Origin of the sequence: Methanosarcina barkeri MS, assembly GCF_000970025.1 — an archaeon.
Classification (GTDB): domain Archaea; phylum Halobacteriota; class Methanosarcinia; order Methanosarcinales; family Methanosarcinaceae; genus Methanosarcina; species Methanosarcina barkeri.
On the sequence record NZ_CP009528.1, the window covers coordinates 4,352,791 to 4,373,149 of the forward strand.

Annotated in this window: 14 protein-coding genes; 8 read left to right on the forward strand and 6 right to left on the reverse strand. The window is 39.2% G+C overall.

The window, feature by feature from the left end; all coding sequences use genetic code 11:
• Nucleotides 1–228: 228 nt before the first annotated feature.
• Both MSBRM_RS17860 and MSBRM_RS17865 read right to left on the reverse strand, forming a co-directional pair.
• Nucleotides 229–2,202, reverse strand: a complete 1,974-nt coding sequence (locus MSBRM_RS17860) for a right-handed parallel beta-helix repeat-containing protein (protein ID WP_048122404.1) — start codon at nt 2,200–2,202, stop codon at nt 229–231.
• Nucleotides 2,203–3,229: 1,027 nt separating this feature from the next.
• On the reverse strand, nt 3,230–5,086 hold the full coding sequence (locus MSBRM_RS17865) for a midas domain-containing protein (RefSeq protein ID WP_048156542.1): 1,857 nt from the start codon (nt 5,084–5,086) through the stop codon (nt 3,230–3,232).
• A gap of 426 nt (nt 5,087–5,512) precedes the next feature.
• Here MSBRM_RS17865 and MSBRM_RS17870 point away from each other — a divergent pair, with 426 nt between their 5' ends.
• The 3 genes from MSBRM_RS17870 (at nt 5,513) to MSBRM_RS17880 (ending at nt 9,738) form a co-directional block, all read left to right on the forward strand.
• Nucleotides 5,513–6,832, forward strand: a complete 1,320-nt coding sequence (locus tag MSBRM_RS17870) for a cobyrinate a,c-diamide synthase (RefSeq protein ID WP_048157195.1) — start codon at nt 5,513–5,515, stop codon at nt 6,830–6,832.
• 498 nt (nt 6,833–7,330) lie between these two features.
• Nucleotides 7,331–7,795, forward strand: coding sequence for a glyoxalase/bleomycin resistance/dioxygenase family protein (locus MSBRM_RS17875; protein WP_048156545.1), 465 nt, complete (start codon nt 7,331–7,333; stop codon nt 7,793–7,795).
• Between the two features lie 509 nt (nt 7,796–8,304).
• Complete coding sequence (locus MSBRM_RS17880; protein ID WP_048122407.1) at nt 8,305–9,738, forward strand: methanogenesis marker 14 protein; 1,434 nt, start codon at nt 8,305–8,307, stop codon at nt 9,736–9,738.
• Between the two features lie 133 nt (nt 9,739–9,871).
• Here the strand turns inward: MSBRM_RS17880 and MSBRM_RS17885 are convergent, their stop codons facing one another.
• On the reverse strand, nt 9,872–10,198 hold the full coding sequence (locus MSBRM_RS17885) for a DUF2098 domain-containing protein (protein WP_048123635.1): 327 nt from the start codon (nt 10,196–10,198) through the stop codon (nt 9,872–9,874).
• A 301-nt stretch (nt 10,199–10,499) separates the two neighbouring features.
• Entirely contained in the window at nt 10,500–11,459 is a 960-nt protein-coding gene (gene mptA, locus MSBRM_RS17890; RefSeq protein WP_048122409.1) for a GTP cyclohydrolase MptA, read from the reverse strand.
• A 402-nt stretch (nt 11,460–11,861) separates the two neighbouring features.
• Here mptA and MSBRM_RS17895 point away from each other — a divergent pair, with 402 nt between their 5' ends.
• The 3 genes from MSBRM_RS17895 (at nt 11,862) to MSBRM_RS17905 (ending at nt 13,864) form a co-directional block, all read left to right on the forward strand.
• Complete coding sequence (locus MSBRM_RS17895; RefSeq protein WP_048122411.1) at nt 11,862–12,146, forward strand: non-histone chromosomal MC1 family protein; 285 nt, start codon at nt 11,862–11,864, stop codon at nt 12,144–12,146.
• A gap of 236 nt (nt 12,147–12,382) precedes the next feature.
• Nucleotides 12,383–13,282: an acetylglutamate kinase gene (gene argB / locus MSBRM_RS17900; protein WP_048122413.1), complete on the forward strand. Its 900-nt coding sequence runs from the start codon at nt 12,383–12,385 to the stop codon at nt 13,280–13,282.
• Between the two features lie 75 nt (nt 13,283–13,357).
• Nucleotides 13,358–13,864 carry a GNAT family N-acetyltransferase gene (locus MSBRM_RS17905; protein WP_048156549.1) on the forward strand — a complete coding sequence of 169 codons (507 nt, stop codon included), beginning with the start codon at nt 13,358–13,360 and terminating at the stop codon, nt 13,862–13,864.
• A gap of 32 nt (nt 13,865–13,896) precedes the next feature.
• Here MSBRM_RS17905 and MSBRM_RS17910 read toward each other — a convergent pair whose 3' ends face one another.
• Together MSBRM_RS17910 and guaA are read right to left on the reverse strand one after the other, a co-directional pair.
• Nucleotides 13,897–14,937, reverse strand: coding sequence for an archaeosine biosynthesis radical SAM protein RaSEA (locus MSBRM_RS17910; protein WP_048156552.1), 1,041 nt, complete (start codon nt 14,935–14,937; stop codon nt 13,897–13,899).
• 194 nt (nt 14,938–15,131) lie between these two features.
• Nucleotides 15,132–16,049, reverse strand: a complete 918-nt coding sequence (guaA, locus tag MSBRM_RS17915; RefSeq protein ID WP_048122419.1) for a glutamine-hydrolyzing GMP synthase — start codon at nt 16,047–16,049, stop codon at nt 15,132–15,134.
• A gap of 520 nt (nt 16,050–16,569) precedes the next feature.
• On the opposite strand from guaA, the gene MSBRM_RS20680 reads away from it, so the two are divergent.
• Both MSBRM_RS20680 and recQ read left to right on the forward strand, forming a co-directional pair.
• Nucleotides 16,570–16,713: a hypothetical protein gene (locus tag MSBRM_RS20680; RefSeq protein ID WP_155396538.1), complete on the forward strand. Its 144-nt coding sequence runs from the start codon at nt 16,570–16,572 to the stop codon at nt 16,711–16,713.
• 771 nt (nt 16,714–17,484) lie between these two features.
• On the forward strand, nt 17,485–20,130 hold the full coding sequence (gene recQ / locus MSBRM_RS17925) for a DNA helicase RecQ (RefSeq protein WP_052712975.1): 2,646 nt from the start codon (nt 17,485–17,487) through the stop codon (nt 20,128–20,130).
• Nucleotides 20,131–20,359: the final 229 nt, after the last annotated feature.

Genomic DNA, 20,359 nt, shown 5'->3' on the forward strand with positions numbered 1-20,359 from the left:
GTGCATTGATTTCACATATCCTCAATAAATCACGGATGAACACAGATGAACATAGATGGTTTCAATTCGTGTGTCTTCTTCTCCATCTATAGTTTTCTGTGGGAAACTCATTGACCAACGTTGATTTTAAAATTCACTTATATATTCATAATTTGAATCGATGCACTAAAGATAGTTTTACCACAAGTTGCGAGTTATTTAGGCTTATTAGAACTTACTAAGCATCGGTCATTCCTCCAATCCGAGAGATAAATTGTTCAAACAAAAACCTTCAGGAGATACTTCGTAAAGGTAGTTGTCGTACACGTTAGAAAGGTTCAAAGAGGCTTCTTCAACCACACTTATTATTGCAACTTCAGAATCGTTGAAAATGCCATCTCTTACCTCAAAAGCTATAGTGTATAGTCCTTCCTGTCCGTCGGAAGGCGTCCAGCTAAAAACCCCTGCTTCGTCAAAACTTGCGCCTGCAGGAAGAGCAGATGCCGAAAAGATAAGGTTATCTCCATTCACATCAGAAGCTTTCACTGTAAAGTTCAAAGTTTCTCCAATATTAACTGTAGTTTCGGGGATTGAATCGATAACCGGACCCTGTGTGTCGACAGAAAGATCTTCAGAGTATGTGAAATTATCTTTGTCCACGTCAAAAACTTCCGCCGTAAAGTTAAGATCCTCATCAGTCTCATTTGTAGCTCCAGAGATAGAGTTTATTAACGAAGACTGCACAGTCTTTACTTGTGAACTCGACGACAGTGAAGCATAGATTGTATTTCCATATCTTCCTATGTTGATCCGGTTTCCATTATTTTCAGGTTCTTTAGAATAATCCGAAGAGGCACATCCGGAATCAATACAGGGAGAACTAACTTTATCCTTAACCCATTTTTTGCCATTCCAGTGACCTGCAACTGACTGGAGATGATAATCATGGTATTTCTGGCTCACAAATAATGGGTTTAAGTAGATGTCAGATTTCGAAGTGCAGCCTTTGTATTTACCTGCTGAGTTTTTGTAAAGGCAGTTATTTTCCAGAACAAAGGAATGCGTTTCAGACAGATAATTCATAATTCCATATCCTGTCCCACTAGGGGACTTTGTACGCTTCTGGGTATTTACAATTATATTGTTGCGGACAATTGTCGTGTATTTTGACTTATAATTTGAAAAAAAACCATCAGGACTCATGCTGACAATGGCAGCATGGTATACGCCGTCAAAAACATTATTTTCAATTAGAGTATCATGGAATCCACTTCCTAAGATACCTCCAACCCAGGTAATGCTAGGATTGGTACCTGTGCCGTAGAAGACATTATGGTAAATGTGGACATTTTTTCCTTGGTTTTTGGTAGCAGAGGTATCATAGTTGAAAAGCCAGATTCCAGGACCATATGTGTTAGATATAGTATTATCATAGATCTCTATATCATCCATAATACCTGCAGACTTTTCGATCTGAATCCCTGGCCCACCTGCACTCCAGTGATAGAAAGAATCGATTACATTATTGTAGAATTTTACATGGTTTGAGTTCCAGATTCTAAGACCGCTATTAGTCCTGCAGGTTATCCTGTTTTTCCAGGCCTTTATGTTCTTACACTGAATTGCAAACAAACCGTCGTGTCCGAGCTTGTATATCCTGTTTTTGTAAAATTTAATATTTTTTCCGTATTTTATCCTCAGTCCGTCTCCAAGCCCATCGTGCATATACATGTTGTATACTTTTATGTTATTACAGTTAGTAAAGTAAATCATATTATAGTACCCTTTACCCTTAGAAACTTTGGGATTACCGTCATGGTTTCCATCAATTTCGAACCCTCTTATTACAATGTTGCTATTTCCGGAACTGCTCATCTGCTTGATCATGGGTTTCATTGTAGCCCAACCTGCATTGTTCACCAGTTTGATAACAGCGTTTGAATCCCCTTCAAGAATAGTATTGCTGCCGATGAGAAGAGTATCGTCAATAACATAGGTAAAAGGACCCTTGAGGTGGACAGTGGTGTATTTAGAGTTACCTGCCACAAATTTAAGGGCCTGATTTATCTGTACATGATCATTTTTTCCATCGCAGTTAAAATCCCCACTCCCATCTCCCGCAACATAAACAGTTGGTGCAGGACTTAAGCATAAAGCGGTAGGAACGCTTGCAAGAATAAGGCAACTTACAAAGAAAAAGATCCCTAATTCTCTTTTTAGCATCTATATCACCTGAGACCACTATAAAAGATTAATTAGTAAGTATGCAGAGTAAGAACCGGGTAAAAATACCCATGTGTCTACAAAAATAAAAATTGTCTGTAAAATAATTAGACAAATTTCTTGCTCAGTTCACTGAATGTCGGATAAGATTTTTCAAATAGTATCCACTCTACAACATTCAAGGCTATAGAAATTCTTAGAGAAATTGCTCATAACGAAAGCTACTGAATCCTATCAAAGAAACAAATAAAGGATCCAGGAGAAATCTCCCTTTCTTTCAGGCCAATCAATAAAATTCACCGAAGTTTCCCCCATGAAACATAGAGAATAAATTGAGTACTAGCCTTAAATTAAATTTCTATAGTATACATTGTAAACAATATTGTAATGTTATAAAAGTATTTGGACCGCTTTTTTAAATTTTTAGCCAGTTTTTGAAATTGTAAGAAGAGCCTATGAAGATTCTGTATTCTCTTCAAATTTAATGGATATTCAACCACAGAAAAATATAATCGTAGTTCATTGGTTATCGGTTAAGGAATTTGCTTGCCTGAAAGCTATCGATTTTGCATGAGAAGACGTCCTTAAATTTTGGTCTCTTTAAATGAAATCAATACCCTGTTCCAGCTCAGAATTTATTAAAATATTTAACAAATGCTGAGAAAATTGACGCAATTGATCACGATTCTTCACTTAACCGAAGACGCATGATAGTTATTACAAAAAGGAACGTCGTTGCAGGAAATAAAATAGGAACAAGAAATTGGTTTATGTATACATATTGGAATATTTACATGAACAAAGATCAGTCTTGTAAATTCAGCATTTTTCAGACTTAAATAAGTAAACTCAATATGCTTATTTAAGTTCAGTATAAAATTCTTTTTTTAAAACCGAAAATAAGGATTAACTGTTCAATAATAGTTTTATAACTTTTGATAAAACTAGAACTTTAAGGACGTTCTAACACTTTGTGTGGAGAGTAGGTATACTCTCCGACACATATGTTATATTTTTGCTGAATAATTTATTTACATTCTTCTGTTGAATTTTCTGTTGAGGTATCTGCAGCATTGTCACATGTTTTGTCTTCTGTTGAGGTATCTGCAGCATTGTCACATGTTTTGTCTTCTGTTGAGGTATCTGCAGCATTGTCACATGTTTTGTCTTCTGTTGAAGTTTCTGTTGAGGTATCTACAACTTTGTTACATGTTTTGTCTTCTGTTGAAGTTTCTGTTGAGGTATCTACAACTTTGTTACATGTCTGTTCTTCTGTTGAAGTTTCTGTTGAGGTATCTACAGCTTTGTTACATGTCTGTTCTTCTGTTGAAGTTTCTGCAGCATTGTCACATGTTTTGTCTTCTGTTGAAGTTTCTGCAGCATTGTCACATGTTTTGTCTTCTGTTGAAGTTTCTGCAGCATTGTCACATGTTTTGCCTTCTGTTGAAGTTTCTGCAGCATTGTCACATGTTTTGTCTTCTGTTGAAGTTTCTGTTGAGGTATCTGCAGCATTGTCACATGTTTTGTCTTCTGTTGAAGTTTCTGTTGAGGTATCTGCAGCATTGTCACATGTTTTGTCTTCTGTTGAGGTATCTGCAGCATTGTCACATGTTTTGTCTTCTGTTGAAGTTTCTGCAGCATTGCCACATGTTTTGTCTTCTGTTGAAGTTTCTGCAGCATTGTCACATGTTTTGTCTTCTGTTGAAGTTTCTGCAGCATTGCCACATGTTTTGTCTTCTGTTGAAGTTTCTGTTGAGGTATCTACAGCTTTGTTACATGTTTTGTCTTCTGTTGAGGTATCTGCAGCATTGTCACATGTTTTGTCTTCTGTTGAGGTATCTACAGCTTTGTTACATGTCTGTTCTTCTGTTGAGGTATCTGCAGCATTGTCACATGTTTTGTCTTCTGTTGAAGTTTCTGCAGCATTGCCACATGTTTTGTCTTCTGTTGAGGTATCTGCAGCATTGTCACATGTTTTGTCTTCTGTTGAAGTTTCTGTTGAGGTATCTACAGCTTTGTTACATGTTTTGTCTTCTGTTGAGGTATCTGCAGCATTGTCACATGTTTTGTCTTCTGTTGAAGTTTCTGCAGCATTGCCACATGTTTTGTCTTCTGTTGAAGTTTCTGTTGAAGTTTCTGCAGCATTGTCACATGTTTTGTCTTCTGTTGAGGTATCTGCAGCATTGTCACATGTTTTGTCTTCTGTTGAAGTTTCTGCAGCATTGCCACATGTTTTGTCTTCTGTTGAGGTATCTGCAGCATTGTCACATGTTTTGCCTTCTGTTGAAGTTTCTGCAGCATTGTCACATGTTTTGTCTTCTGTTGAAGTTTCTGCAGCATTGTCACATGTTTTGTCTTCTGTTGAAGTTTCTGCAGCATTGCCACATGTTTTGTCTTCTGTTGAAGTTTCTGTTGAGGTATCTACAGCTTTGTTACATGTTTTTTCAATAGAAGTGCAGCCACATAAGTCAGAGCTACAATTTGTTGAGCTACAATTTACGAAGCTGCAATTTGCTAAGCTACAATTTGTTAAGCTACAATTTGCTAAACTACAATTTGCTTGCTCACAGTCTGTAACGGACTCGTAACTACAAGATGTACATTCCTTGTTACAATCTTTGTTCTGTTTTCCATCTACAATAGGAACGCAGCCACATAAGTCAGAGCTACAATTTGTTGAGCTACAATTTACGAAGCTACAATTTACTAAGCTGCAATTTGTTAAGCTACAATTTGCGAAGCTACAATTTGCTTGCTCACAGTCTATTGCAGACTTTACAGAATTATCACAGGAAGATGCTCCTGCGGTAATTGAAGTTGAGATCATTAATATAAACAAAATAGATCCCATAATTTTTGCAATTGATTTGCCATTAGAATTCATTTTATTCCTCTAGTTCCTCTGATCTTGTTCATCTAACTCAAGAAGATCCGGAACTAAAATTCATCCTTTCAATTATATATATAACAATACTTACATTAAATACGTTATATAAAATTCACAAAAATGGATCTAATACTTCATAACCACTAATAAAGTGATAAAAATAAATTTAAAGCTTTATAATGCTTTATTTACATTTTATAATTATTTACATATTGTAGAACTAAATATTAATTAATTTTATTAAATTTTGATGTTGTTTAGTTCTGTTTAACCGCGTGTGTTTTTGAAATTCTAAAATTGATATAATACATTAAATTTTTCAAAATTTTTTCTTTTCATTTTTTTATTGAACGCGATCACAAAGTGCTTAAAATAGCTGGATTGATAGCTTTAATATATTTTAACGGCAACAATATCCAGCAGATGACAAAAGGAATACTTATTGCAGGAACCCATAGTGGGGTCGGAAAAACGACAGTCTCCATGGGTATCATGGCTGCCCTTAAACACAGGCAGCTAAAGGTTCAGCCTTACAAGGTAGGGCCGGACTATATCGATCCTTCTCATCACACTGCAATTTGCGGGCGCCCTTCAAGAAACCTGGACACATACATAATGGGCACTGACGGAGTCGGGCAAACTGTGGCGCGGACTTCTGCAGATGCGGATATTGTGGTAGTAGAAGGAGTTATGGGACTCTTTGATGGAATTGATTCTACGGAAATTGCAAGTTCCGCGCATATTGCAAAAACCCTTAACCTACCGGTAATTCTGGTAATCAATGTGCATGGTATGTCCAGGAGTACCGCTGCTCTTCTTAAGGGGTATTCTGAGTTCGATCCTGAAGTAAAGGTTGTGGGCGTTATCCTGAATCAGGTAGGCAGCCCAAGGCATGCGGAACTCGTAAGAAATTCACTTTCGGGTAACATTCCTATTGTAGGTATGATCCCAAGAAAGAAAGATATCGAGGTTCCCTCCAGACATCTCGGGCTGTACATGGCCCATGAAAAGGACTACAATACTGAGGAAATGGCGGCTTTTATTGAAGAAAATGTTGACCTTGATGCAGTGATCGAACTTGCTGAGCCTATTTCTGTTCCGGATATCAGACAGATCCAGAAATCCGAAGCAGACCTCAGGATAGGAGTTGCCAGGGACCCTGCTTTTTGCTTTTATTACCAGGATATGTTCGATGCCTTTAGGGATTATGGAGCTGAAGTCGAATTTTTCAGCCCAATGGCAGGAGAGCTTCCAGATGTGGATGGGATTTACTTTGGAGGCGGCTACCCTGAACTTTACGCAGAAGTCCTTGAGAAGTCAGAAACTACCAGAAAACTTAAAGGCCTTGCAGCTGACGGTTTGCCTATCTATGCAGAATGCGGTGGCCTTCTTTACCTCTGCGGGACATATGAAATCGATAACAGAACATATAAACTTGCAGATGTCGTGCCTGCAAACACACGTATGACAAACCGGCTTAAAGCCCTTGGGTATACTGAAGCTCGCCCTCTGGACAAAAACTTCTCTTCTCATAATATAAGAGGCCATGAATTCCATTACTCTATTACTGAATGCGATCGCGATGCAAAGTTTGCATACGAAATGCTGCGCGGAAAAGGTATACAGGATGGTTTTGATGGCATTATAGAGCACAACACCCTGGCAGGCTATATGCATTCTCACCCTGCTACCTTCCCGGTAGAAAAATTTGTGGAAAAATGCAGGAAATACCGAAGAAAGTAAATATTTTTTAGAATAAAGCACAGATTTAGGATCAGTACAGTTGCTTGCAACGCAAGCAACTGTTAATTTTTATATATTTATTAAAGGTGTTATCTAGAGTTTTCATTGAATTTTTTAACCGGACTATTGAAGTTTTCAACCGGATAGTAGCATTTCCTTTTAGGTTTTGCTTAAAAGTTTTTTAGAAACGTTTTCAAAAATATTTATAAAATTTATAGTTATTTCCGTTCCGTTTCAATAGCATAACAGCTTGGAATTTTACAACTTGGGATTTTAACTTTGTTTAGAGTTTTTATTAACCTTTAAGAAAAAACACTTTCAGCCTGTTAGGCTAGGATTAATAATGTCCGAAGTAACTTACAAGTTCCAAGTAATTTTTGGCACGGAGAAGAATAAACTAGAAGAGAACGCACCAGAAGAGAATACACTTAAAGATAACTCAGTGCAAAAGAATACAATAGAAGAGGTATCATATTATTTACAAAAGGAGAAAATAAAATGAGATTTATATGCCCACTTATTGTTGTGAATAATATAGAGACTTCCAGAAGCTTTTACGAAAACGTCCTTAATCAAAAGGTACAGTGCGATTTCGGTGAGAATGTATCATTTGAAGGCTGCTTTGCTATACACTTGAAATCACATTTTTCAGATTTGATAAATATAAACAAAAATGATATTGTTCAAAAATCAAATAATTCTGAACTGTATTTTGAAGAAGACGATCTGGATAATTTCCTTCAAAAGCTAAAAGGTATTGACTCCATCGAATATGTGCATGAACTAAAAGAGCAGCCATGGGGTCAGCGAGTTATCAGATTTTATGATCCTGATATGCACATTGTCGAGGTTGGCGAACCTATGGAAAGCGTAGTAAAAAGGTTCTTGAGTAAAGGCTTATCAATTGAAGAAACCATAAAACGCACTCTAATGCCAGAGGAATTTGTCAGACAATGTTTGTAGATAAATAAACTAGTTTTAAAATCAAAATTACGAGTTGGCAGTGAAAAATTTCGTTCTCAACTACGTAACTGGAGTACTAAAAGCCTTATTTTACAAAGAAGCGATGGTACAGAGGTTTAAACGAAAATAAAAAGGGCGAGCGTTCACTTCATCTCATACCTAAACGCTGGAGTATTCGTAACCTTCCGCGCTCCCGATGTAATAATATTACTAATTTACAGTACTTAGCAAAAGTTATTATAGGTTTTGATGAATACCATCTTTAAACCTTTGACAATCCACTCCTGTTGATCTTTTTGTAAAGTTGGAGAAGTACTACTTTTCCCGATTAATCTGAGTTCAAATACTGGCTTTCTAAATATTAAAAACATAAATTTATCCTGACTTCCTTCAATTAGGTTTCAATAATCTTCAAATAAGTCGGTATTGTTTTCAGATTAAGTTCGCACAATGATTTGTACTTTGTACTTAATCGAGTTTATGCACAGGTTTTTAGGAAGGAATTAAAAATGGCTTTGAAACCCAGAATTACAGAATCTCCTCAGGTTCGCTTGATTGACCTTAAGTCAAAACCTTTCTTTATTGTAGCTTCCGTAGAGGTTGGAAACACTACAACCAAATGTATTCTTACAGCTACCAATATGGAAACTGCAAGAACTCATATTATAAATAAGGTCGTACGGATGACCAGAGATGTCCGTCCCCCTAAACCAGGAGAAGTCGTATTCGGAAGGACACTTACCGGTGTGGAACTCACTCGTGAATCCGTTGCAGAACTGGTACGTGGAACCCTGACCGAATCAATGGAAAAAGCAAGTCTGGATATAAAAACCGATCTGGACTTTGTGGTTCGTTCCACTGGAGTTGTTGCAGGTTTTGATTCTCCAGAGGAAGTGGGTGAGTTTATTAAAGCTCTGGCAGATGGCTGCCTGATGGCAGGAGTTCCCCCGAAAAACATGACCCCACCAATGTCTGTTTCAAATATTCCCAAAAAATTCCAGAAATACAGTAAACTGGAAAAAGTAATTTTTGATGGGGCTGTAGCCGGTGTACTACCTCCTATAGGTTCTACTGGCGTCGAAATCGTTGCAAATGAGATGGAAGGAGAGCTTGCAACTGCAGGGATTAAGGAAGCAGCCAAACTTACAGATGTTGATTTCAGGAACCCCTGTATCTCAATCGATTTTGGGACAACCCTTGATGGCAGGATCACAAATTCAGATCAACCGTATGCAAAAACAGTGGGTAACTTCTGTGGCTATGCCGGGGCAATTCCTGACGCAATTATTCGGGGTTCGAAAATTGTGGACTCAAAAGTAGGAACTGCTCTCGAAGTTTTTGAAAAAGAAAAACCACCTTCTTTCTTTACTTTAAAGATGAAGGCTAAAGCGATTGAAGCGTATACAAAGCGCATTCATGAACTTATTATTATAGAACAGGTTACAGGGAACAGAACTAGATACGGAAGTGTGCCTGTAAGGCCTGATGCAGCTGACCAGCTAGGCGTGACACTTATAGGTTGCGATGTAGGAGTAAACGGTTCCGACATGGGTAAACTTAGTGCCATAGGCATGGAAATCTGTAAAACTCACGGGCTTCAGGTTGTTTCTGCTGTCATTGATGAGGTTATGGCAGACGTGGTTTGCAGGTTGATTAAAGTTGCAAAAGAAGCAAACCTTGTTTTTGAGGATACAACTATAGGGATTACTGGCAGGGCAGGGATTACAGGGAACAAACCCAAACTGATCTTGAAATGCCTGGAAAATCTGAATATTGCTCCGAAAATCGATGAGAGAGTAGTCTTCGTAGACGACGGACTTGCCAGAGGAGCAGCCGTAATGGCTCGGTGTATGAATTCTCTTGGTTCGCCGCAAAACCCTCTGGGCGGTAGACACGGTGGAAAATGTATTCTTGCACAGAGAATAAAATTACAGGATAAATGATCTCAAATTACAGAAAAGATGACCTCAAATTACAGGAAAAATGACCTTAAAATGCTGGAAATCCGGAAAATATTTTAGACGTGGAAAAAATCAAAATATTAAAAGAGAAGATTTTTAAATGCAGCAAGAGGGATTAACCTCCTGCTCCTCCACCACCGGCTTTTCCAAGGTCGAAAGCCTGCATTGTTTCTCTCTCTTTTCTGAATCTTTCTTCCAGTTCCTCGGCTGTAAACTCTCTTTCTTCTTTCTTTTCTGTAGTTTTAATTTCAGTTAGTTCCAGGTTTTCTTCCCTGTACCATAGATCTGTACTTTCGAGCAGAACCCATACCTTTCCCTGCTCGTCCTTTTTAATCTCAGTTACGCGGCTGACCGTATCACTGTTTACGTATTTGACGGCATCTCCCGCTTTAATGGGTTTTTTATTTCGCCCTACTGCTGTGATTACTTCAGCATCAGCCATGATCTTACCTCGAAAGCTTCCAAGAAGCTGGTATTTCAGCCCCAAACGTCCTTTATTGAATTTTGCTGCTTATAGGTTATTCAGGCCCTCTAATAAAGTTTATGTGAATTAAGCTCTGGGAATGGTTCGGTAAAACCTTTAAGAAAAAGTTTTATCAAAAACTTTTAAGAAAAAAATTTTATCAAAAACTTCGTGGAAAATATTTTGGATTGAACTTTTGGAAGTCTCTAAGATCAGAGCTTTTTCTAAAGACTTCCAGGGTTCAAAAATATAGGGCTGGTCTATTTCGTCCTCCCTATTTTTAACAGTGATTAATTTCCGACCTGAGATCTCCCATCAGTGCAACTCTTTCGGCATAAGCATTGTGTCTGTGAATGCTTTCCTCATTGGTTTGCTTGATGGTAATTACTGCATTATCAGGAAGGTTGGGAAACTCTTTTACTACGTTGTCTGCCATGGTTCTTACACAATCTTCCACAAATTTTGGGTTCATATGTGCAGTTTCCACAACGACCTTTTCGTCTGCGCGTTTCAAGACCTCATACACACTGGAACTCATAGAGTGATCAATAATGCTGATGATGCTTTCAAGGGAAACATCAAAATCATGTGCTACCTTGATTGATATAATTCCTCTTCCTCGCTGGTTATGGGTAGCCATGGGAACCCTTTCCAGGAATTTTACAATCGTATCATTATCGACTCCAAGTTTGGAAAGCTCATTTGCAGCTTTATCTCGCATAATCTCCTGAGCACAGGGGCAGGCTGTCATTCCTACAACTTCGGCACCTATCAATTTTTTTACATCAAAATAGTCATCATCGCCCTGTCCTCTTACAGCTGATGCTTCAGCAAAGATATTCACTACTTCCTGGCATTTGATCCCGGTAGCAGGGGATGCACGCCTTATCATATATTCGCTTGTCATCCGAACTTCGGCCTGATTGGCGTATTCATGTCTGCCAAGCAAGTTGTGTGCGATATCACTGCAAAGCTGCTCAAGTTCGTATACGGGCATACTGAGTATTTTTTCCAGTACCTCATCTACAGCTTCGAAGTTCCTTGAAAGATTTGCTCCCTTTCGGTCCGAGGGCAGGTCAACAAAAACGTCAAAAGTTGAAATAAGTACGATAGGACGTTTGTCTTTTCGCTTGATTTCAACGAGTTTTTTAACATTTGTTACCCCGACACGGGTAAGGTTTATAGCTATACTTGGTTTGCTGGCCTGGACGTCCGGGAGGTTGAAAGTGCAATGTTCCATAATTAACCAGATCCATAAAAAGATGAATGTTTGATTTTGTAAAATGAATCTTGATAAACATGCAATTTTATTCCATTTGGAAAAATATAATGATCATAAGGAGTTATAGCATGTAAAGTTTGTGCTTTTAGGGGAGTTTTCGAAATACACAATAAAACTTAAATTTCTGAATTTTCCAAAACTGATTTCCTAAAACATATTTTGGACTGCATTTCTAACAAGATATAATTATTTAAATATTTCCCATTTTGCCAACAATATTGAAAAATTTAGTATATATACTACTCGCTAATTGAGGTGAATTTCGCATAAAACAATAACTACAGGCAACATCCTGAAGAAAGATTTTATATACTTTAAAACGTAATCAGTGTCTAGCAATACATTTGCGAGGTGACCTTTATGTCCAACACAAGAAATTTTGTTTTACGAGACGAAGAAGGCAATGAGCACGGCGTTTTCACAGGAAAACAGCCTCGACAGGCTGCCTTGAAAGCTGCAAATAGGGGCGATGGGACTAAATCCAATCCAGATGTCATCCGCCTCAGAGAACGCGGGACAAAGAAGGTGCACGTTTTCAAGGCATGGAAGGAAATGGTTGAAGCTCCTAAAAACAGGCCTGACTGGATGCCCGAGAAAATCAGCAAGCCCTTTGTCAAGAAAGAAAAAATAGAAAAAATAGAATAAATCTGACAAACATAATTTTTCTCACATGCCCTGAAATAGGGTTCTTTCTTTTTCTTTAATATTCAGAAAAGGAATTAGCCTGGACTGGTCTTTAATTTTTAATACTATCCGGGCTGGCTTATTTCCAATGTTTTTTCAAAATTAATTTTTTATTCTTATTTTTTTACATGTGACTTATAGTTTTCACCAGAATCTTTAACGATAAGTTTAAAAATAGATTTTCTGATTCCTACATCATGGAACTGAAGAGAGAGAACGTGCTTATTGAAGCCCTGCCTTATATGCAGGAGTTCTATGACTCAATCATGGTTATAAAAGTGGGCGGAAATGCAATGGTTAGCGCCCAGATCATGGAAGATATTATAAAAGATATTGTGCTCCTGCGCTATGTGGGAATCAAACCTGTTATTGTACATGGGGGCGGGCCTGAGATTACGGAAAAAATGGCGCGGATGGGCAAGAAAGCTGAGTTTTGCCAGGGCTTACGTATTACAGATGACGAGACAATGGAAATTGCCAGGATGGTACTTGTCGGAAACATCAATACCAAAATTGTATCTCTTATTGGTGTTTGCGGGGGGAAAGGTATTGGACTTACCGGATACGATGGAAGAATGATCCTTGGTCATAAGCAGGCTGCAAAAAAAGTAGTAATTGATGGCATTGAGACTGAAGTTGATATAGGTTGGGTTGGGGAATGTGAAGTAATTAATCCTGATATTCTCCATATAGTACTTGAAAACGGTTACATTCCTGTGATTTCTCCTATTGCTGTGGATGCGAAAGGCAATGCCCTGAATATTAATGCCGATATAGTAGCAGGTGACATTGCTGCAGCTTTGCATGCTAAAAAGCTTATTCTGATGACTGATGTCTCAGGGCTGCTTAGAGATATAAATGATCCCAGTAGCCATATTTCCCGTGTAACTCTGGACGATATCGATCACCTTATCGATGAAGGCATTATACAGGGAGGCATGATCCCAAAACTCAAAGGCGCAGCAGTTGCAGTAAAAAACGGGGTTGAAAGAGCTCATATAATAAATGGAAGCGTTTCTCACTCCATGCTTCTTGAACTCTTTACTGATCGCGGAATCGGAACCATGGTTCATAAGTTCAAAAAGCCAGAAGATTAACTATAAACGACCCGGCAGCTTTATAACTACCTCTAGTTTCTGATTAATTTAGATAAAAGAGTTTAAGAGGTATTTATGAATCTACTTATCAGGCCTGTCAGGTTAAATGATGCTCAGGACATTAATGAGATGCGGAGGCAAAAAGAGGTTAGGGCACACACCCTTGCCCTCCCTACTGAAACCATTGAATTTACAGAAGGATTCCTGAGGAGTATGGGCGGTGACGACCATATACTGGTATCCGAATCAGAAGGAAAAGTTGTCGGAATGGTAGGGATACATCTTCTAAAGGGTATCAGGCAGAGACATTCAGCCTTCCTTGGGATTATGGTAAGGACTGAATATCAAAGTCAGGGTATTGGGAAAACCTTGATGGGAAACATTCTCAACCTTGCAGATAACTGGCTTATGCTAATAAGAATCGAGCTTGATGTTACTGCAGACAATGAAAAAGCTATCAGCCTTTACCGGTCTTTTGGTTTTAAGATTGAGGGAACAAAAAAATACGCAATAATGAAGGATGGGAAGTACGCTGATCTTCTCATGATGGCCAGGTACAATATTCCCACTCAGTTCAAGTAAAAAAGTTTAGATAAAAAGAATTTTTACGGTTTTTAATCTAAAATGGGTGCTCCGTAGGTAAAGTCTTCAAGTTCCAGGACTTTTCTCCAGAGTTCTTTGCATTCACAGTCTGTTTTGCTGAGATCCTCCGGATTCTGAGTAAGTGAAAAAGTCCTGAGAGAGTCTGCGACGTCTGAACTGCAGATTTTACAATTGTGAGGGCCGCGTTTTGAGCCTGCGCCTACCGGATCGGACATAAGAGGAAGGTCTGGATGAGCGGCTTTTGCCCTTTGCAGGATTTCTACAATACTCCAGAGCCAGGGAGGACGATATTGTCCTTTTTCCCAGAGCGCTTCGACAAGGGTGCCTTTCTGGACATTGCAGAGGTTGATTGAGATTGTGTCAGAGTAAGGGGCCGCATCATCTATGGAACGGATAATGTCCTCAATGGCCTGGCGTTCTGAAAGAAAGAGAGGTTTTAGCATAAGGTAGGCTTTAACAGTTACTCCCTTTTTCCTTGATATTTCTGCGGCGCGGACAAAATCCCTGAAGGTAAAACCTTTATTAATAGAGTCACTGCGGATTCTGTCCGAGCTTGTTTCCAGCCCAACAGCCAGCTCAAAGGGCTTATTTTTCAGGATTTTGAGACACTCCTGCACATTCTCTTCAGTTACGAAGTTAGGGCGGGTTTCCGCAAGTACCTTGACTACTCTGGGATCATCTGCAAGAGTTTTGAGGATTGCATCTCTTGCCTCAGGAGGAACCTCATGCTCGTCAAGAAAACTGCCTGATGTGAAAATTTTTACCATAAACTCAGGGAATTTTTCAGCTTTCTTCATTGCTCTTGCAAGCTGGGCCTTGTAATCCTCCAGAGTTGGAGGTTCACTTGCGCAGTCATAGACATAACCGCACATAGTGCACCCTCCGGCTTTTCCCCATCTGCATCCTGCGCTCTTGAAGATTACAGTTAAAGTCTTTACCTGAGTTTCATTTACCAGGTCGACTCCTGTCCAGCTTGCTGCAGGTTCATTGGTAGGAGAAGGTCTAACTTTAATCCGCTGTCGGATTTCCATTACTGCTTTATTCAGTGTCATGGGCGTAAAAACTCGCTTTGTGGCTTGCTTCATATTGTAAAAAAGATTTGAAGCTGAGAGCCAGCTTCATTATTCATTCCTTACATTCTGTACTTTACTTTAATTCTATACTTTTTCTTTTACTCGTTCTTTATTATTCTATACTCTTTCTTATTATAGTCTAGAAACCTAATTCCATTTAAGTGGCCTGTGCTTCATTCAAATTCGATAGTTGCAGGCGGTTTTGGTGTGATATCATAAACCACCCTGGCTACTTTCGGGATTTCAGAGGTGATTCTGGATTCCAGTTTTTTGAGTACATCCCAGGGAAGCTCGAGCGCTTCTGCAGTCATTCCGTCTCTGGAACCTACAGCCCTTACAGCTATTATCCAGCCGTAAGCCCGGATATCTCCCTTTACGCCTGTTCCCTTGCCAATCACAGCGGCGAAAGTCTGCCAGGGGCAGAACCTGTCAAGAAGTTCCTCTTCAACTATAGAGTTTGCTTCCCGTGCAACCTCAAGTTTCTCCTCTGTAACTTCTCCAAGAATCCGCACAGCCAGGCCAGGTCCGGGGAAAGGCATCCTTTCACAGATTTCGTCAGGTAGCTTGAGAGCCCAGGCAACTTCCCTAACCTCATCTTTGTAAAGGTCCTCTATGGGCTCAACGATCTTCTTGAAGTCCATTACGCTGGGCAGTCCTCCAACATTGTGGTGGGATTTGATTCCACCTTCGGACTCGATTCTGTCAGGATAAATCGTTCCCTGGATAAGATAATCTGCTTCAAGTTTCCTTGCTTCTTCTTCAAAGACCCGGATGAAAGTCTCGCCTATAGCCTTCCTTTTCTCTTCAGGGTCAGTTCTGCCTTTCAGGGCTGCAAGGAACCTGTCCTTTGCATAGACAATATCCAGGTTCATGTGGGAAAAAATATGCTTTATCCTCTCGGTCTCCCCTTTTCTCATGAGCCCTGTGTCAATATAAATTGGTTGCAGCCTGCCTCCTATTGCCCTGTGAGCCAGTTCCGCACAAACAGAACTGTCCACGCCGCCTGAGAGCGCAATAATTGCTCTCCCGTCCTTTATTTCCTTGCCAATTTTCTCAACTGCTTTTGGAATGAATTTTTCGGGTTTTACCATTGAAATGCTCCTTAAATGATGCTGAACTGAAAATCCTTTGAAAAAATGATCGTGATCAGTAAAGACTATCAGAATTATCTGTATTTGATTATTTTAGTGTGATATATGAGTATGATATATGAGTATGATATATGATTTTGTGCATGGGAGTTTTGATATTTAAAGGTATCATAAAAGAAGTCTTCAGATAAATAAAACCATTTCACTTCTACGGATATGAAATCAAATTTTAAATGTATTTTCTTCATATGGAAGCTATAAACGGGAAACTAATTTTTTAATTTCCAGTTCTAATTTTGTTTTATATCTTACTGTCCAGTAACTTACTGGCTGGTAAGATAACTGCAAAAGGAGTTGAAATCTATTTCCTGAAGACTGTATGGAAAACTAAGCTTGATAAGAAAAGCAAGTATTCTACACAGGCAGAAATTTACATATACTCTTTCCAGAAAATTAAAAATTATAATTATATACAAAGCTTTTCCAAAAATATTTTTACTAAAATACAGGAGAGGAATTGGTGATAGGAATGGGTAGTGAGAACTATGAGCTTATCGATAAGCTTGAAAGCATTGCAAAGTCCCTGGAAAGCTTGGCAGAGTCACAGAAAAAAATAGCTGAAGCACTGGTGTGGATAGTAAAAGACAAGGAAGTTATATACTGAAGTGGGCGAAATTTTGGGAATAAGGAAAAATGTACCAGGAATGGAAAACTGCAGAAAACTGAAAACATAGCTGGTTGGTAGAAAGGATTATCTTAAGAGGAAGATAAGAAGTGCCTGGGTGTAGCCGCACTCCTTATCTCCCTATCTTTACCTCAGATCAAACATTAATAATGCTGACGCTAGAAACCAATAAACCACTTGCTTATTACCACTTTTCAATCCTTTTCCGACTTTTCCTAATTTGGGGATGTGATTTTCCTTTCTAAACGTTTTACTAATTTGGGGATGTGATCCTCCTTTCTAAACTTTTACCTAATTTGGGGATGTGATTTTCCTTTCTAAATCATTTTTTGAACTTTAACATCCTGATAGATCTCTTACATGCATCCAGAGCTTACAGCTAATACATCCGAATACTTTCACCCCGGACACCTGCAACTTAAATATGATGAGCTTAAAACATCACAACGTTATGATTTCATACATGACACATTTTATACTGATATCTAATTCCTCTCTACACGGGAATAACCTACCATAAAGGAATAGTTTCATAAAAATAGGAACAATTTTCATAAACGTAGAGAAAATCTGTTATAAAAATTAGAATGTTAAGGATACAGCTGTGTATGAGAGCATATCCATACCTTAATTTCCCTGGATCTTCTGGGGTTTATATTCTGGCATGACATTGATTCTACAGATCAGGGGGATTCGAAAGCGAGCACTGAGTATGATTTCTTGAAGGCAAGTAAACGTGAGCTTGAGCCAATGCCTTCCCTATCCGCCAGAATGTATTCAGCCCTGCACCAGTATTTTGGATACACTTCCTTTCGCCCGTTGCAAGAGGAAATTATAAGGGATGTTCTGAAGAGGAAAGATGTTTTTGTTCTCATGCCTACCGGCGGGGGTAAATCGATGTGCTACCAGCTGCCTGCCCTTCTCATGGAAGGAGTTACGGTTGTTGTATCTCCTCTGATCTCTCTGATGAAAGACCAGGTTGACGGGCTTGAAGCAAACGGAATTGCTGCAGCCTGCATGAACAGTACCCAGAGCGCCAGAGAAAACCGGGATGTAAAGATGGCTTTTCTCGAAAACCGGTTAAAAGTTCTTTACGTTGCTCCTGAAAGGCTTATGATGCCAGGAACCCTTGCCTTTTTAAAGAAAGGAAAGGTCAGCCTCTTTGCAATAGACGAAGCGCACTGCATTTCCGAGTGGGGGCATGATTTCCGGCCTGAGTACAGGAAATTGAAACTTTTGAGGGATTCCAAAACAGGCTTTCCTGATATCCCAATTATTGCGCTTACGGCAACAGCCACAGAAAGGGTTCGAGAAGACATCATATCACAACTCAATCTTCATCTTCCTCCGGAAAAAGGTCCTTACGTAGCCAGTTTTAACCGGAAAAACCTTTACTATGAAGTCAGGCCAAAGAAAGAGACCTTTTCCGAGATTACTGACTACCTGCGCAGACATAGAGGTGAAGCAGGAATAATCTACTGCCAGAGCCGAAATAGTGTCGAGGCCCTTACAAAAAAACTGAACCTTGCAGGTTTCAGGGCCCTTCCCTACCATGCAGGGCTTTCGGATACCGAGAGAAACCGAAACCAGGAGATGTTCATTAAAGATGACGTGGACATCATAGTAGCTACAATCGCTTTTGGGATGGGAATTGATAAGTCCAACGTACGTTTTGTAATACACTATGACCTTCCCAGAAATCTTGAAAGCTACTATCAGGAAACCGGAAGAGGAGGAAGGGATGGAAGCCCATGCGAATGTATTCTTTTCTTCAGCAGAGGGGACCGTTTCAAGATTGAGTACTTTATTTCACAGAAGACAAATGAAAAAGAGAAGGAAATTTCTCTGGTGCAGTTAAGGCAAATGGTAGCTTATTGCGAGGGAAATAAATGCAGGCGCCAGACTTTGATGGAGTACTTTGGTGAAGAGCTATCAGAACCCTGCGGGAACTGTGACTGCTGCCTTACTCCGAAAGATACCTTTGACGGAACTGAAGCTGCAAAAAAATTTATAACCTGCGTCCAGGAACTGAACCAGCGTTTTGGTACTAACTATGTTATTGATGTCCTCACAGGCTCAAAGAATAAAAAGATCCGGCACAACCGTCATGAAAGATTGAAAAGTCACGGCAATGGCACGGAGTTCACAAAAGAACAATGGAAATCATTAGCTTCCGAAATGATAAACACCGGTCTTCTGGATGTAAGCGGGACAAAGTATCCTTTATTGAAGCTTAACGCCATGAGCAGAAAAATACTGAAAGGACTGGAAAAAGTAGAACTTGTCTGCCCTGAAGGCTTTGTTCCTGAAGCTGAAGAAAGTTCCGTGCCTTCTACAGCGGTCGGTACAAAAGGCAAAAAAGCCGATGATCTAAGTTTCTCTGAGGAAAAGGCTTTTCCAGAAAAATTTTCAGTTGCTTCTGACATCCTGAAAGCTTCAGAGGCGAAAAAAACTGAAATGTCCGGAAAAGAGCCTGATCCTATCCTTTTTGAGCGGTTAAAAGCCCTGAGAAAGGAAATTTCTCTTAAGAGAAATCTTCCTCCTTACATTGTTTTCTCTGATACTTCCCTTAAGGAAATGGCTACAAGATTTCCACATAACCTTGAGGAGTTCCATTCCATTACAGGAGTTGGAGAGCATAAATTAAAAAAATACGGGGATATTTTTCTCAAAGAAATCGAAAACTACTGCAGAGATTATAGTTTGGTTCCCGCTGACAAACCTGCTGAAAAATCTGCTGAAAAACCTGAACAATTAGAGGTTGCCTGTAAAGACTCTGAACAAAAGGGAATACGCTCGAAAGAAATTGCTCAAAATGATGAAAATCCCAAAACTGAGGTTGAGATATTCGGGACTAAAATGCCCAATCCCGAGTCTGACAACATCAACAGCCTGGAAACCTGCAACTTACAGACAAAAAGGGCAAGGTATCTGGATACGAGCATTCAGGACTGGTCAGAGCAGAATTCTTCGGCAGGCGGCTTCAGGAAAATAGACGCAGCAGAGATCTCGCCTGAATTAGAGGTTGCAAGTGTCACCAGATCGGATATTTCTACCTCCAGTTCTTTTGAAACGGATTCTCTGCAAAGAACTTTCTCTCTTTTTACGAAAGGGCTTGGAATCGATGAAATTGCTGATATCCAGGGTACGAGTACTAGAGACATTTTCAGGCAACTTGAACAGCTCACTCTTTCTGGAAACGTCAAGGTTATTGGAGGACTTTTACCTCCCAAAAGACAAAAACAGATAAATTCTACCCTGAAAAGCTTAGAAGTTGAGCTGGATTCCCTACTTCGGACAAGGTTGGGTGAGAACTGTCCGGAAGAAGAAATGAAATTTGTCAGGGCCCTCCTTCTGTCCAGAATCTGCTTTTCCCAGTCTGAAGACAGCAAGTAAAAACCTTTTCTGCAAATTTCGCTGTTTTTCTTCGATTTTTATTCTCACTGCTTTTTTGTTTTCACTTATGTTTTCTTATTGAGCTGATCCCAAAACTCAAAATGATTTTTCTGAATCCCAGATCTACAATAAGTAATAGATTTTCTGATCACGAAAATAATTTTTAAATTTTACTAATTTGAGGATAAAATTAGTTTTGGGATGGACTAGTTTTTAGTCTGAGTTTCTG